General features: G+C 44.8%; 10 protein-coding genes. 1 reads left to right on the plus strand and 9 read right to left on the minus strand.

Features of this window, described 5'->3' with window-relative positions; genetic code table 11:
* Positions 1 to 6: 6 nt before the first annotated feature.
* The 8 genes from AC1DCV_RS08675 to AC1DCV_RS08710 all read right to left on the minus strand — a co-directional run bounded on the left by AC1DCV_RS08675 (position 7) and on the right by AC1DCV_RS08710 (position 11,830).
* Positions 7 to 1,920: a beta-N-acetylhexosaminidase gene (locus AC1DCV_RS08675; RefSeq protein WP_477022829.1), complete on the minus strand. Its 1,914-nt coding sequence runs from the start codon at positions 1,918 to 1,920 to the stop codon at positions 7 to 9.
* Entirely contained in the window at positions 1,920 to 2,972 is a 1,053-nt protein-coding gene (locus AC1DCV_RS08680) for a DUF6528 family protein (RefSeq protein ID WP_477022830.1), read from the minus strand. The genes AC1DCV_RS08675 and AC1DCV_RS08680 overlap by 1 nt, the downstream gene beginning before the upstream one ends.
* A 4-nt stretch (positions 2,973 to 2,976) precedes the next feature.
* Complete coding sequence (locus AC1DCV_RS08685) at positions 2,977 to 4,089, minus strand: hypothetical protein (protein WP_477022831.1); 1,113 nt, start codon at positions 4,087 to 4,089, stop codon at positions 2,977 to 2,979.
* A 15-nt stretch (positions 4,090 to 4,104) separates the two neighbouring features.
* Complete coding sequence (locus AC1DCV_RS08690) at positions 4,105 to 5,661, minus strand: RagB/SusD family nutrient uptake outer membrane protein (protein ID WP_477022832.1); 1,557 nt, start codon at positions 5,659 to 5,661, stop codon at positions 4,105 to 4,107.
* Positions 5,662 to 5,673: 12 nt separating this feature from the next.
* Positions 5,674 to 9,105: a TonB-dependent receptor gene (locus tag AC1DCV_RS08695; protein ID WP_477022833.1), complete on the minus strand. Its 3,432-nt coding sequence runs from the start codon at positions 9,103 to 9,105 to the stop codon at positions 5,674 to 5,676.
* A 147-nt stretch (positions 9,106 to 9,252) separates the two neighbouring features.
* Positions 9,253 to 10,419 carry a FecR family protein gene (locus AC1DCV_RS08700; protein ID WP_477022834.1) on the minus strand — a complete coding sequence of 389 codons (1,167 nt, stop codon included), beginning with the start codon at positions 10,417 to 10,419 and terminating at the stop codon, positions 9,253 to 9,255.
* A 111-nt stretch (positions 10,420 to 10,530) separates the two neighbouring features.
* On the minus strand, positions 10,531 to 11,082 hold the full coding sequence (locus AC1DCV_RS08705) for an RNA polymerase sigma-70 factor (RefSeq protein WP_477022835.1): 552 nt from the start codon (positions 11,080 to 11,082) through the stop codon (positions 10,531 to 10,533).
* A 166-nt stretch (positions 11,083 to 11,248) separates the two neighbouring features.
* On the minus strand, positions 11,249 to 11,830 hold the full coding sequence (locus AC1DCV_RS08710) for an RNA polymerase sigma-70 factor (RefSeq protein ID WP_477022836.1): 582 nt from the start codon (positions 11,828 to 11,830) through the stop codon (positions 11,249 to 11,251).
* 709 nt (positions 11,831 to 12,539) lie between these two features.
* On the opposite strand from AC1DCV_RS08710, the gene AC1DCV_RS08715 reads away from it, so the two are divergent.
* Positions 12,540 to 13,826 (plus strand): EndoS/ChiA family endoglycosidase, encoded by a 1,287-nt coding sequence (locus AC1DCV_RS08715; RefSeq protein ID WP_477022837.1) that lies wholly within the window; start codon positions 12,540 to 12,542, stop codon positions 13,824 to 13,826.
* A 277-nt stretch (positions 13,827 to 14,103) separates the two neighbouring features.
* Here the strand turns inward: AC1DCV_RS08715 and AC1DCV_RS08720 are convergent, their stop codons facing one another.
* Complete coding sequence (locus tag AC1DCV_RS08720; RefSeq protein ID WP_477022838.1) at positions 14,104 to 15,306, minus strand: lanthionine synthetase LanC family protein; 1,203 nt, start codon at positions 15,304 to 15,306, stop codon at positions 14,104 to 14,106.
* Positions 15,307 to 15,441: the final 135 nt, after the last annotated feature.

Here is a 15,441-nt window from a genome sequence, read left to right on the forward strand (position 1 = left end):
TGAATATTAATTTTCAGATTTTTTACTATTATCCAGTACCGTGCGCGTGATGATACTTCTACGTCCTGCACGAGTGATAACAATGGTTTTCAGGTTGATTATCTTCCCCCTGGGAATTGTAATGGTTACGGGTCCTTTATATTCGTGATCATAGTCTCCCGGCGGTCGGTTGTTCAGCGTATAAAATATGCTGGCTCCCCTCACAGTAGGCTGTGCTACTTCAAACCTGAAAGTATCAGTTAGTATTGTTGTATCCGTGTAATCAAAAACCGCAGGCACACGGTAGTTAATACCAGCTTTGTCGAATCGTTCCAGATGTACTGGTAATGCTGTGCCGGCGAAACGTGGATAATCTTTGGCCGTTTCATCTGACCATCCTGTTTCCGCCAGCGCCAGCATACGCGGCAGCATCATATATTGGAGTTTGGAAACATCTGGGATGTTTTCTGTCCATATACAAGCTTCCACGCCCATAATGTGTTTATGCTCTCCTGCAGATAATGCAGGGTATTCCGGGTTATACTGATAGGCATTCCGTACCGGCTGATCACCGCCATGGCTGGATGGTTCCTGATCTGAAGTGCTTTGAGCATAATCAAAATACAGCCCGTTATTACCAGGAGCCAATATAATTTCCAGTCCTTTTCCAATTTGTTCGATAGCGGCCTTTTCACCAAACCGGCTCATCACCGTGATTGGCTCCCTGATATCGCCTGCTGCTACCTCATCCCAGGCGATCAGCTTTTTCTGTTTAGACAGTATGATCTTGTTCACCCTTGAAATGAAATAACTTTGCAGCTCGTGAGTGTCATGGATTTGATGTTGTTTCATGAAAGTCTGCACAGCGGAATCCTTCTCCCAATAGCCTTTGTAGCATTCGTCACCACCTATGTGAATGTAGGGGTATGGAAACAAGGTGGCTACTTCTCCAAATACTTTATCAAGAAATTGGTAAACCCGTTCATCAGTGGGATTGAGTGAATTGTCTACATACATTTCAAAACCACCTGTGGAGAACCATTTGGCAAAGGGGCTTCCCGGATTCACCCTCGTATCCGCATTGTGCGTAACACACAGCTCAGGATATGCTGCTATGGCGGCCATGGAATGTCCTGGCACATCTATTTCGGGTACTATTTCGATATGTCTTTCAGCAGCGTAGCGAATTACTTCCTTCACCTGCTCCTGGGTGTAGAAGCCTCCATCTGTAGCGGGTTCACCAGGTTGCGGTGGCAAAGTATTGCCACTGAACTCGATTCGTGGTACACGCCAGGCGCCTACCTTCGTTAGTGCAGAACAGCTTTTGATTTCCAGCCGCCACCCCTGGTCATCAGTAAGGTGCCAATGGAAACGGTTCAGTTTATAGTAAGCCATCAGGTCGAGCAAGTTTTTAATCTGTGCGACTGTAAAAAAATGCCGGGAAACATCCAGCATGAGTCCACGATAGCCAAAACGAGGAGCGTCTTCTATGGTGAGACAGGGAATCGTAGCCGCTTCGTTTTCAGGTGCAGACAACAACTGCAATAAGGTTTGCATACCATAGAACAACCCTGCGTTATTGCCGGTTAGGGTGATGCGGGCAGGTGTTACTGACAGCCTATATCCTTCCTTTGGGAGGTGTTCTGCACCGTTGGTAGTAATGAGTAGCTCCGATGCTTTTGCAGCACCTGTTATCATCTTGTTCCTGAACTTCCCGGTGCAGAACAAACGATCCGTGAAATACTCAACAACACGCTTTTCCCTGACATCAGTCCGGATCACCGTATTCGAATCGAAAACAAAGTTGCCTGTATCCATCTTTAGTGAACGCGGCATGGGGATCAGCGCCGGTATATTTTGCTGCCCGGTAGTATTCTCCACACCAAGACCCAGTAAGGCCAGGCAACAGGTATATATTTTTACGTATTTGTTAAAGTACATTACTGATAATTGTCGTAAACTATTTTTACTTTATAAAAACAGGCACCATTTACTATTCTCGATCCCTGCCATTGCCCACCTGACGTATAGAAATCAACTGTGCTGGTAGACCAGCTGTTGAGCGGGCAGTTGACTGCAGGACGCGGGTTTTTATTAGCATCGGGACGCACCAATACAATTTGTCCGCTTGGTTGATTCCCCATTCCTTTTACAAAGGTCAGGTTGTTGGTAGGTGAAATAGAAAACGTTTTTGTCGTTTTATTGAACACATATTCTCCTCCATTGGTAGTTACCCACAGCAGGTTACTGTTGCCATAGTATGCGCTTATTTCATGGCCCCAGACAGTAGGCAGTGTAACCCGGTACTGCTTTAATTCTGTTAACTCAGGATTAGCATCGCTTCCACCAATCGCCAGGGCTGTCAGGATGTGCGCATTGTTGGATAAATCCTGGCCGGTAACCCACAAGCCATTAATGACCGGATCCCATAATACGGCATGTGCTGCGCCTAAAGAAAACTCCGCATAGGTGTTGTTATCGGCGCCCTGCGAGGACGCGTACACCCTGATCCAATTACCATCAGATGCAGCCAGGGCGATGTTACCGCTGGGTAACAGTTCTGCAGCATGCAGATTCCCATTGATTATTTTCGACCATACACGTTGTCCGGATGGATAGGCAATCACAGCTGCAAAACTATTATCGCTGATAGCCGCATAGTTGGCATCCTCGCGGATTTTCATCTTCCGCACTTTGAAATCAGTGCCGCCACCAAATGTCCTGATATCGTTTGTACTGAAACCCAGCGTAGTGGTTGGTGACCAACTCCACTTTTTTGCATTGCTGGAATTCCAGTCTGTTATCATAGGATCATAGAGCTCTATCTGCTTACTCGCATCGTTGGTTAACGCCAGCTGAAACCCCGGATAGGACTGCACCGCCGGTGGATTAGTGTTGGGGCCGGGAGCTGAATCTGCTCCCGGTTTTTTACTGCAGGCTATTTGAAAAATGATCAAAGAGATGACAGTCCCCATCAGCATTATTCTTCTCATAGGATCAATAATAGTTAGGATCAAATGTTTTTCCTTTATAAATAGCAGCCCCGCTCACCGTACGGGAGCCGGTAGCTGCACCAGTGGCAGCATTATAAAAATTGACTACTGAGGTACACCACTTGTTGGCAGGATACAATGGACAACCTGTGCTGGGCTGTGTTTCCACAAGGGTATTCTGACCGGGTTGACTACTGATGGCTTTTACAAAGGTTCGGTATGCCGCTCCCGGCATATCACTGAAGGTACCGGTGGATATATGGAAAATATGAACACCGCCATTGGTGGAGAGCAGCAACTGATCCGGATTATTCACATCAGCAGAAAGGTCGTGTCCCCAGGCAGCCGGCAAAGGTGAATAAGTAGCCTCTAAATGCAGTTTGGGATTGGTGATAGTGCCTCCGGAGATAGCGGCATTATAAGTGTATTTTCTCAGCTCATTTCCCAGCGCCCAAAGAACCTGGTGTGTGTCATCCCAAAGTACCGCATGAACAGAGGTAAAATGGTATTGCGTATTTACACCATGATTGGGTGAAGGCTGTGAAGATGAATATACACGGATATATCCCTGTGGCCAATCCTCGCCCGCACTGGCTACCACACAATTGCCATCAGGTAATATTTCCATCGCGTGCAGACGGGTGGTATCATTAAAACCCATTACCCACAACTTCTGGCCCTTGGTCCCCGTGCCTGTATAACGTGCAATGGTGGCCAATCTGTACGAGGTGGCGGTGATTACCTGCGCGGTATTTGCAAATACGGTGTTATTCCGGACCTTGATATCCGTAGGCGTTTCCCAAAGAGGTATTTCACTGGTAGCATTGTACGACAATGCGGTAGTTGGCATCCAGCTCCATTTAGGCGTAGTCCAGGAAGCATCTGCCGGATCGTATACTTCAATTTTTTGCGTGGATTGATTGGTAATAGCAACCCAGCAACAGGTAGCCAGTTCTGTTTTTACCTGCCGGCTTTCGGGTATTTTATCTTTTACTGGCATTTTTTGTTCGTCCTGCCGGCTGCAGGAAGCTGCCAATACCAAACATACAAATACTATCAAATTAACACGGGTAGCCCGTAAGCAGGAAATACCTGCTATGCTTCTGATATTTTTCATGATGGTGAATTTTAGTTAGTATCCTGGGTTAGGAGTAAGTTTATCATTCAACAATATTTCAGCATTAGGTATCGGAAACAGCAGCCTGTCTTGTGTAACATTATAGCTTCCTGCCTGCAGATAAGGGTACTGCGCCTTTTGTTTGACACCAAAGTTGGTCATTACTTTAATGGCATTACCGGTGCGCACCAGGTCGAGCCAGCGCTTATTTTCAAAAGCCAGTTCCACTCTTCTTTCTTTTAAAATAATTGCTTGCAGTGCCGCCTGATCAGTGGTGGTGATATTATGTAATGCATCGCCGAAGGCTCTTGCTCTCACAGTATTCAGATAAAACAATGCATCACCTGATTTTCCTTGTTGATTCAGGCTTTCTGCCAGCAGCAATAAAACTTCTGAATAGCGGTACACCGGCCAGTCATCATTGGTTTGATTACCGATAGCATGCGCATGCAGGTATTTCCTGGGAAATGGCCGCCCCACCATGCCTGCAGGCGCCGTGTAACCCACAGATGATTTAACTGCCGTAGCTGTAAAATCATCCGTCGCATTAAAGGTACCCTCTGCAATGGCAATAGATGCATCGAGCCGCAGATCACCAGTTTCATATGCATTGATCAGATCCTGTGTAGGGGTGTTAAAACCACCCACTGTTGTAATGCTGTTGAAGTTTACACCTGTTACCACCGTGGTGTTGGCCATGCGCGGTAAGAAATTGTAAACGGAAGCATCTGTATTAGCCTGTGGCACGGATAAGCCGGTGTTGAACTGAATCTCAAATACAGATTCCTTTCCGTTTTTGTTGCTCAGCTGAAATGCATCGCTATAGTTGGGAAACAGCATGTAACCCATTGTAGTTACCTGTTTTAAGGCAGCTTCCGCGAGGTCATATTTTTTCAGGGTCAGGTATACATCGCCCAGCAGTGTCAACGCTGCGCCTTTTGTAGCACGCCCGGTTTGCGGAAAAGCAGGTACGTCCAGTTTAGCTGCAGCATCGGTGGCATCGGCTATGATGAGATCATATACTTCCTGCAGGGAAGAACGCGGGATATAGGTTTCTTCACGTGTAAGTGGTGCATGTTTATAGATGGGCAATCCGCCATAAAAACGCACCAGGTCGAAATACACAAGCGCGCGGATGAACTTTACCTGGCCCAGAATGGCGTTGCGACTCGCATCGGACAACCTGATATCATCGATATGATCTATGATCACATTCGCTGCCGATATCGCGTTAAAACCGGCATTCCACTTGGCAGGGGTCTGATTATTATATTTATCGTCCAGAAAATCAGCGACTGCATAACGGTTTACAGTAGCTACTGCCTGGTCTGATGATTTATAGTCATAGTGCGTGTTATCTGAACGCATCTCCCCCATTATCCAGGCACTTTTGTTATTATAAAGCCCGCGTAACTGGTTATAGGCACCGTTTACCGCCAAATCAAAATCGCTCTGGGTTTTAAAGTAGCTTCCCAAGGTGACATTGTTGGGATTAACTTCGGTCAGAAATTTTTTACAGGATATCTCGGTCAAACTCAGTATCACTAATATTAAACAGGAAATCTTTTTCATTTTTACTGATTTTTAAAGGCCAAGGTTCAAGCCAAACGTAAATGTTCTTTGCAGGGGATAAGCGCCCAGGTCCTGTCCCTGCTGTGTTACAAATGCCAGTCCGCCGGCACTTACCTCAGGATTGCCCGGGTAACTGGTGAATATGTATACGTTTTGTGCAGATGCGTACACTCTGAAGCTCTTGATATAAGGCGTCCTGAATTTTCTCAGCATATACCCGAGTGTGATATTGTTGATAGAGAGATGTGAAGCATCATGGATAAACAGTGTATTGTCGGTACGATAGGCCGCAGTGGTGTTAGCAAGGGTACGTGCCACCCGTCCATTACCGGGGTTGGCCTCAGAGCGCCAGCGATCAAGCAACTCCGGAGGGCCATTGAACACACCATCCAGGTTGTAAGTACTTTCCTGCATACCATTTTTCAGCTTGTTGCCATAAGTCCCTGACACAGCAATGTTCATATCGAAGTTTTTATACTGAAACGTATTGCTGAGACCAAATATAAATGTGGGGTTAGGATCGCCAATCACAGTCTGATCATCAGGGAAAGTGATTTTACCATCACCATTCAAATCTTTGAACCTCACTGTTCCTGCCTGAGAAAGCGTGGTGGAACCGGTTCCATAATATTTAGGTCCTGCATCGGCTTCCGCCTGCGTTTTGAATATACCATCAAACACGTAGCCATAAAACTGCCCAACAGGTTTATTAACAAGTGTGCGGTAGTCGGTGAATTCAGATAGCGTTGTGGTAGGATTATCTGCAAAGGAAATATTATTTAATCCAATCCGTTTAACAAGGTTTCTGTTGAACGAAATATTAAACGCGGTATTCCATTTGAGTTTTCCAACCAGGTTTTTAGTACTTACTGTAATCTCATGTCCCCATTGACGGATATCACCGAGATTATCCTGCACAGTGGAAAAACCCGAAGATTGCGGAACAGGTAGTACAAACAACAATCCTGTTGTTAGTTTATTGTAATAATCGTACGACAGATTGATTCTGTTGTCAAATAATCCGAGATCAAAGCCTGCATCAAATTGCCGGTTACGCTCCCAGGCCAGGTTCTGGTTGCCCAAACTATTTTGTACTTTTCCCGGAGCCAGGCTACCTGAAAAAGTATAATTAGCATTACCAATACCTGCTGCTGTCTGATAATTGCTTATTTCGGCCATACCGGTCAAACCAAAAGTGGCCCTAAGCTTCAGCAGACTTAATTGTGATATATTTTTGAGGAAGGGCTCATCACTAGCTACCCATCCTGCACCTATGGAAGGGAAAGTACCCCATTTATTTTTATCTCCGAAACGTGACGATCCATCCCGTCTTATAGTGGCCTGCAGCAGGTAACGATCCTTGTAACTATAATTTAAACGCCCCAGTAATGACGCCATTGTCCAGGCATTGAAGCTGGAGGTATTGGTAGTAAAGCGGGTAGCCGCACTTAAATAGGTGACGCTGTTATCCGGAAAATCGCGGCCTACCATATCGCTCGAAAACCCCGTAGATCTCTGGAGAGTAAAACCACCCAGTAATCCCAACGAATGATCTTTGCCAAATTGCTGCTGGTAGTTAAGCGTATTTTCATTCAGCCAGGTATAATCGTTATTAACCGTTGTTTGACCTAAAGCAGTATTATTTCCCGGCGGCGGATTTTCCATCGGCAACGCGTTAAACCCACCCACGGAAGTAGATGGAATAAACCTGTTGCGCGTCATATTGCCAACATCGGTACTTCCAGATGTGCGGAAAGTCAGATGCTCTGTGAGTTTTACTTCTGCAAACACATTGGCCAGTACACGTAACCTGTTAGCATCATCCTTCACTTCGAGCAGTTGTCTTAACGGGTTCGCCCAAACGAACTGGTTGGTAAATCCTGAAATACCAAGTGCCAGTGATCCGTCCGGATTATAAGGTGAGCCCATTGTAGGTATCATGGAGGCAGACGCAAAAATGGCACGCTGCCCATCCACATTAAACCCGGTCCCCTGCCTGTTGTTATGCTCCAGCTGCAGGGATGGCGCTACACCAACGCCCACCTTTACGCGTTTGCCAAGATTGAAATCACCGTTTGCGCGTAAAGAAAAACGTTTATATCCCGTATTTACAAGAATACCCTGCTGATCAAAATAACCCCCAACAACACTAAAGGCCGCCTTATCATTGCCTCCGCCGATAGAGAGGCTATAGTTTTGCACAGGCGCATTCCTCGTCAGTACGCTGAACCAATCGGTCCCTTCGCCATATTGTTCCGGGTTTTGATATACCGCTGGTATACCACCGGTATAGCCTTCGTATTTGATCTTATCTTCATAAAATCCTTTCATGTAAGTAGCCAGCTGTGTAGCATTCATGACAGGAGGTATCAGCTCACGCATTAATGAGGCACTTCCGTAATAGGAATTAAAATTGATCTGTGTAGCACCGGATTTTCCCCTTTTGGTGGTAATGATAACCACGCCGTTGGCAGCGCGTGAACCGTATAAAGCGGTGGACGCAGCATCTTTCAAAAGGGTAAAGGACTCAATTTCATCCGGGTTAATGTTGTTAATATTATCAGGGTTGCCGAGCATAGGCTGCCCATCAATTACCACCAACGGCCGTACGTTGGATGTAAGTGAGGCGGCGCCCCGTATGCGCAGATCCATTCCTTGTCCGGGCCGTCCCGTAGTTTGCGCCACCTGGGCCCCCGGCAGCTTGCCCTGTAATCTTTCTGCGAAGGTACCGGTGGGTTGATCCTTAATATCAACGGAAGATAACGTTGCCACTGAACCCACAATGTTACGCGAACTTTGTTTACCGTAAGCCACTACTACTTCATTCAATTGCGAAGAGGTTTGTTCCAGCTGCACGTTGATCACCGTCTGACCATTGATAGGTACTTCTTTAGATGTATAACCAAGATATCTGAATGACAGTACTCCGCCCGCATCCGGCACATTGAGCGAGTACGTGCCATCAGTTTGTGTGGATGTTCCGATCTGGGAATCTTTGAGCCTTACTGCCACCCCGGGCAACGGATGATTATTGATATCAGTAACGCGTCCTTTAATAGTAACCGTAACTATCGTTGGCTCGGGATTACGCGTCACCACAATCGTATTTTGATGAATTGTGTAAGTAAAAGGTTGACTGGCAAAAATTTTCCGCAATACTTCTTCCACTGTTGCATTGGTTACCTGTATGGCTACCGGTTTGGCATCCTTTAATATTTCAGCATCCCACAAAACATTGTAACCGGTTTGTTTTCGGATCTGACGGAATACCTCTTTAAGCGTAATTTGTTCAGATGATAACGTTACCTTTTGGGCATAGCCTGAGGCGCTGACTTCCATTAACGCTGCGATCATTAAAACAAAGGTCAGTTTCATCATCAACAGGATTTTTTTATGCATAGTGCCGGCTTGTACCTGGCACACGTCAGGTATGTAAAATTTCATTACATTTGGATGTTTGGGTTTAATAATCAGATAACTGTGACTACAATAGCTTTCGAAACTTGTTTTTCACAGGGTAAACTCAAACTGCCCGGGGGCGCAGCAACGCTCCCGGTTTTTTATTGTTCCCTGTTTTTTTGCAGATACTTTTTATGGCATAACTGTGATCCTCCTTCCGTTTATTTTAAAGTGTACGGTACCTGTTAATTCCAGCATATTTAATACTTCCCCAACGTTTTTCGACCTCGATAAACTACCGCCAATAGCTTTTCCGGAAACATCACCCTGATAACTGATTTCTACATCATACCACCGACTGATTTGCCTCATGATACTTTCTACCTTTTCATTATCAAATAAAAAGTAGCCATTTTTCCATGCAACAGCTGCTTCCGTATCTCCATTTTTTATACTGATTTTTCCAGCAGCCTTATTTAGTATGGCTTCCTTACCGGGAACCAGCAGGGCATTTGCGGGACCACAGTCTACCTTTACAGCACCTTCCAACAGCGTAACAACATTGTGCTGTTCATCGGGGTAAGCATTAATATTAAAATGTGTACCTAATACCCTTACCGTCATGGGGGTACCTGATCCAGTATTTACCGTTACCAAAAAAGGCCTGGCTATATCTTTCGCCACCTCAAAATATGCTTCGCCTGTAAGTGTTACCTTTCTTTCATTTCCGGGGAAAGATGCAGGGAAACGCAGGGAAGAGCCTGCGTTGAGCCACACTTTGGTCCCATCCTGCAAAGTCATTTGATACTGGCCGCCATAGGGTGTGCTCAGGGTATTATAAGCAATGGTGGCTGCGGTATTACTGGTCACATTATCATATAACAGGCTGCCGCTGTCCGTCTTATTCACCAAAGCGTTGCCTTGCTGCGTGATAACGCCGTTTTGGGCATCTTCCAACACCACTTTATCACCGTTATCCAATGTTAATATCGCTTTGTTGCCTCCCGGGACAATCTCTTTAAGGTTTTGAACAATATTGGTTTGCTGCGGCGGCCGATGTAGCTGCGGGTAATAAAAATATGCGGCCAATCCAAGTATGAACAGAACGGATGCGGCCGCCGATAGGTAGTACCACCGGCGCCTTGTGTTGATCGCCCTCGTCACCGGTAAATTAATTTGCTGCTGCAGCCGCGTGAACATACGCAGTCGTACCTCCTCTTCTTCATCAACATTATCTGACAGCCATTCAATATCGGCTTGGTTATGATCCTGGTACCAGGCCATTAACGTCTCCTCTTCAGCCTGCGTAATCGTGCCATCCAGGTATTTTTCGATCAGGTGATATAGATTGTCCTTCAACGTGTAGGTTTTATCGTTATATAGATATGTACCATAACTTTCTGTTTGCCCTTAATGGAATTGAATATTTTATTGGCCGGACTTATAGCATTCGTACGTGGGTAAAAATGTTCACCATAAGCAGGGACGATTCAATTTAAGTTTCAGTACTTTCAATGCTTTGGTAAGATGCGCTTCTGCCGTTTTCTCAGCAATACCCATTTTCCGAGCCACTTCCGGTATGGTGAGACCTTCCACTCTGCTTAATTTGAATACCAGGCGACATTGATCCGGTAATGTTTCCACGATACCATTAATTTGTTGCTGCAGAAACCTGGTATAAATCTTTTCTTCGTCCCAGGCAACTATCACCCGATCGGCAGTCTGTTCAATTATCTGGTCTCTCCTCTTCTGCCGCAGGTACTGTTTAAAAACTGACAATCTAACTGCCGTAGCAAGATAAGCGTCGATGTTATCGATACAAAGCTCCTTGCGCCTGTTCCAAAGGCTGATAAAAACTACCTGTACAATTTCCTCCGCAATTATTTTATTCCTGCAATGAGCATATGCGATGGCCAGTAATTTTTTCCAGTAACGATCATAAATTTCGGCAAATGTATGACCATTGCCCTCGCACAAGGACACCATTAAGTCAGCATCTGTTTGTTGCTGGTACTGGCTCATACAACGGGCAAGTTTCCACTACCTACCTTATTTACGGCCATACTCAAAGCTTCTTCAATCCCATCCAATACATCGCTCATCATAACATGGGTATTATGGTTACACAGATATGTACCATAAGGATCACCTTTACCCTTAGTGGTAGAATAATTTTTTCTAAAAAATCTTAAGAAGTCAGCATTTGAAAGAGGAAGATCACCCATAAAAAGGGGCGATTCAATTTGTTTTTCAGTATTTTCAATGCTTTGGTAAGATGTGCTTCCGCCGTTTTCTCGGCAACACCTATTCTTTGGGCAATTACCGGTATACTTAGACCTTCGTTCCTGCTTAGTTTAAATACCAGGCGACATTTCTCCGGCAAAATTTCCACCATGTTGTTAATATGCTGCTGCAGAAATCTGGTATAGATCTTTTCCTCATCCCAGGAGGTTATTATGGGATCGGCGACTTCCGCTGTTATCTGCTCTCTCCGCTTCTGTCGCACATATTGTTTAAAGACAGATAATCGCACCGCGGTAGCAAGATAAGCATTTACATTCTCAATATAAAGCTCCTTCCGCCTGTTCCAAAGGCCTATAAGGACCTCCTGCACAATTTCCTCCGCAATTATTTTATCCTTGCAATGATGATATGCCACGGCCAGTAACTTCTTCCAATAGCGGTTGTAAATTTCAGCAAAAACATCTCTCTTATCCTCGCGCAGGAGCATTATTAAGTCTGCATCAGTTTGTTGCTGGTACCGATTCATGCAATTAGTATGGTACACAAGAATATAAAAATAAATCGAGTTTTTATATCAGTACACAGAATAATAATATTGAGAAAAAATGATACCTAACGGCTTACCCTGGATTCACGTAAGCGACCTTAAATACCGGGAATATGCAGATGGTAGGTCCTTCAGGTAAAATCCCGTTAACGCGCCTTATCTTCATTTAAACTATTTTCCCCGCGCCGAATTATCATTTTTTAAATTCGACTGAAAATTAATATTATTACCGAACGCTTATCTTACTTTCTTCATTCAGGAATATAATCCAGCAGTTGTATATGATTTTAACGTAAATTACAGCTATCTGTCTAACCCATTTTTATCTATCTTAAAGAAAGCCGTTATCGTAAAATTGATTCCATGAACAATGAAGTATAGCCCAACCCTGCATTGTTATGCTTTATCTCACTATTAAAGCACAATGCATTATCACTGGCCGGCAGTAACACATTCAGAAACAACAATATATATCGCTGAAGTGCCACCTCGAACCAGTGTTCCAGTTGTTATGTAAACCAGTATGTTGCCCGAATAAGTCGTCTGAGCAGTGATACCAGCCACCCAGACAAATACAGTTAATTATCACACCCGTTATGCCACACACAAAGGAGGTGGTGCTGAAGTGATCAATGTTAGGTTGTGATTTTACCGCAGGACATTATTGTTCACCATAAAATTCATCCAAATGAAACAGAAGTGTTTATCGTCCAAATTAGTAACCGCATTTATTATCCTGCTCTCCGGTGCCAGCTGCACAAAAGAATTACGTCCTTCAGAAGTATTGCCACACAGTGAATTTAACATGGCTGCCGGAGCTGTTGCCACTGTTACCTCAGACAGCCTGCTGGCATATAAAAGCCGCCCCCATGAAATTTATGCAGCTTTCTACCGCCTCGAAGGCCCCTGTTATGGCCCAGCCCCATTTAATACCAATTTTTCCCAGGTACCCGACAGTCTGGATATATTAATCCTGTTTTGCTTCTCTTCCAGCTCTCTGGTGGCAGGCCAGGTACCCGGATGGATCAATACACTACATACAAAAGGCACCAAAGTGATTCTGACAGGCGGATTAGACCTTGTTCCGAATGCCACACATGATTCTGTTGGCTATGCCATGACCGCAAAACATATCATGGACAGCACAGTAAATAAATATGGCTTTGACGGGTATGACATTGATATAGAAAATAATCCATCCGGCCAAACCCTGACAGATATGGCAGGCGTATATAAGGCACTTTCCAGGTATCTTGGACCAAAATCAGGTACAGGAAAGCTACTCACGTTTGATACCAACCAGAACGGAAACAACAACCTTTTCCAAAAGGTATATACAATGGTCGACTATGTGTGGTTGCAGGCATATGGACGTGGTGCTGGTACATTGCAATCAACATGGACAACCTTCTCTCCTTATATAACATCAACCCAGTTCATACCCGGTTTTTCTTTTTATGAAGAAAGAGGATATCCCTCCAATGTATGGTATGATGTAACTTACCCGGTAAATGGCACCGGCCGCGCGTATGACTATGCACACTGGGAACCCGGTACTGGTAAGAAAGGCGGCGTATTCAGCTATGCGATAGACAGAGACGCTCCATTAACTTCTTCTACCGACAACACCGCTTATGCACCTACTTACATCGTCAGCAAACAGCTGATCCAGATCATGAACCCGGCTGGCGGTGTCAGTGGAACAACCGGCGTGATATTCTACCAGGATTCAAACTATGGGGGCGCAGCTTCACAGCCTATTGTGAAAGGCAACTATACTTTATCTCAATTACAAGCAATGGGAGTGGTGAATGATTGGGCATCTTCGGTAAAGATTCCTTCCGGCTGGACGGTTACCATATATGCAGATGATAACTTTTCTGGTACCTCATGGACACTTACCAGTAATAACAGCTGGCTTGGAGGGCTGTCTCCCAATGCGAATGATAAAATGAGTTCGGCAAAAATCCAGTAGTGCTTATTCTTGGAAAGCTGTTCTTCAATATTCAATTTCGATGGTTGTTCTTACCATCCTTATAAATTCACATAAACCCGCGACCTGGACTTTCTTTAAAGTAAGTGAGCGGGTTTCATGTTTTCAGTAAGGCGATGGGGCTGATTCAGGCGCAGTGGCTTTCCCTTGTCAATGGCAGACGGAAGAAATAGACCGTGTAATCAATAGCTCCCCGGAGCTGACAGGCGATGCTTTTGTAAGGGAATTCCTGGAAAAAGTAAACAGGATATTCAATTACTCATGACAACAGCAAAAATTCATCCCACGGCAAAGGCGCTGCATAATCATGCGACAACAGGGATAAGCCCACACCGCAACTACCATCCAACAGATCCCAGCAATATGCCCATTTCGTATCTGTTCCCTGCCAGGTCCGGATTCCATGAACACCTTTCTCTTCCGGAAAAACTATTTTTCGTAGCGTATTGTTGTGCCATAGTTCTGCGCATTTATAAAACGCTTTATCATTGGTTTCATGCCAGAACCTCCGGTAGAAAGCGGCTATGCCACTGGATCCATGACACAAACAGGTATCCAGGATACCGGCAGTTTCATCGGTATTACGCCTGATGTTATAATGCATGATATCCAGCGCCTCTCTCATCCATTTATCTTCTTTAAAATATTTTCCGCTATACCATAATGCCAAGGCCACATTAAGATCTCCATAGCACCAGGATAAGCGGCTATAGGTACCCATTCCATCCAGGATACCCGGATACAGCCCCCATCGGGCATCCGGGATAGCGATATTTTTATGGTTAATGACAAAGTCGATGCTTTCCGATACCAGCTGTTTACAGGCTTCCTGCATAATGCCGGCTTCATGAATTCTGAGCAACAGTATCTGCAATGAGCATACGCCATGAGCCAGGCTGAATGCATCGGTGCTGGCTTTCTCTGCTGACTCCATTATCAGAAATACAGGTATACTGCGGCCCTTATCTGTCGTCCTGCTGATATCCAAAAGTCCGGTGACAAATTTCTCCAGGAGTACTTTCACTTCTTTCCTGTGGGCATATTCAACGAGGAATGTACATATGCCTCCACTTCCATGCATAAAGTCGAAGTTGCGCTGTTCAATGCAGGCTTCACTTTCTATGATAGCAGCGGTAATAAAACCCGCGGAGAGATGATCTATATCGATATCAATAAAGTCATGTGTGCTCAGGTGGTGCATGAGCCAGAACGGGCCTGTATTTCCTATGCTATATGAATAATTAGTAGTCGCTGTCGGATCAAAAGCATTATATAATTTCTCCAGGAAGTTCACTGCGTTATTTTCATTATCATCTACATATTGCTCGTAATAAAACAGGTAAAACAATGCGCCCCATGGACCTTTGAACAAGCTGTTTTCATAGGATGGATCATACTTTTTCTGTTCCAGTAATGCTACCATATCCTTGTAGATAGCGGTTTGTATCTCTCTTAGTTTCATGAACAGGTATTGATTTAATAAAACAGAAAATCCGGGAAGGCAAGAAGAACAGGTATATTCTTGTTGCATGTAAAAGAGATGGCACAGCTACCTATGCAAAAAGCGCTGCCGCTGTGTACTAGCGGCAACGCTATA

The sequence above is a fragment of the Chitinophaga sp. 10T418 genome (assembly GCF_056394125.1).

What these genes read in the sequence shown, in the direction of transcription:
- AC1DCV_RS08675 (WP_477022829.1), bottom strand. Translation starts at nt 1,920, where the DNA reads ATGTACTTTAACAAATACGTAAAAATATATACCTGTTGCCTGGCCTTA.
- AC1DCV_RS08680 (WP_477022830.1), bottom strand. Translation starts at nt 2,972, where the DNA reads ATGAGAAGAATAATGCTGATGGGGACTGTCATCTCTTTGATCATTTTT.
- AC1DCV_RS08685 (WP_477022831.1), bottom strand. Translation starts at nt 4,089, where the DNA reads ATGAAAAATATCAGAAGCATAGCAGGTATTTCCTGCTTACGGGCTACC.
- AC1DCV_RS08690 (WP_477022832.1), bottom strand. Translation starts at nt 5,661, where the DNA reads ATGAAAAAGATTTCCTGTTTAATATTAGTGATACTGAGTTTGACCGAG.
- AC1DCV_RS08695 (WP_477022833.1), bottom strand. Translation starts at nt 9,105, where the DNA reads ATGAAATTTTACATACCTGACGTGTGCCAGGTACAAGCCGGCACTATG.
- AC1DCV_RS08705 (WP_477022835.1), bottom strand. Translation starts at nt 11,082, where the DNA reads ATGAGCCAGTACCAGCAACAAACAGATGCTGACTTAATGGTGTCCTTG.
- AC1DCV_RS08710 (WP_477022836.1), bottom strand. Translation starts at nt 11,830, where the DNA reads ATGAATCGGTACCAGCAACAAACTGATGCAGACTTAATAATGCTCCTG.
- AC1DCV_RS08715 (WP_477022837.1), top strand. Translation starts at nt 12,540, where the DNA reads ATGAAACAGAAGTGTTTATCGTCCAAATTAGTAACCGCATTTATTATC.
- AC1DCV_RS08720 (WP_477022838.1), bottom strand. Translation starts at nt 15,306, where the DNA reads ATGAAACTAAGAGAGATACAAACCGCTATCTACAAGGATATGGTAGCA.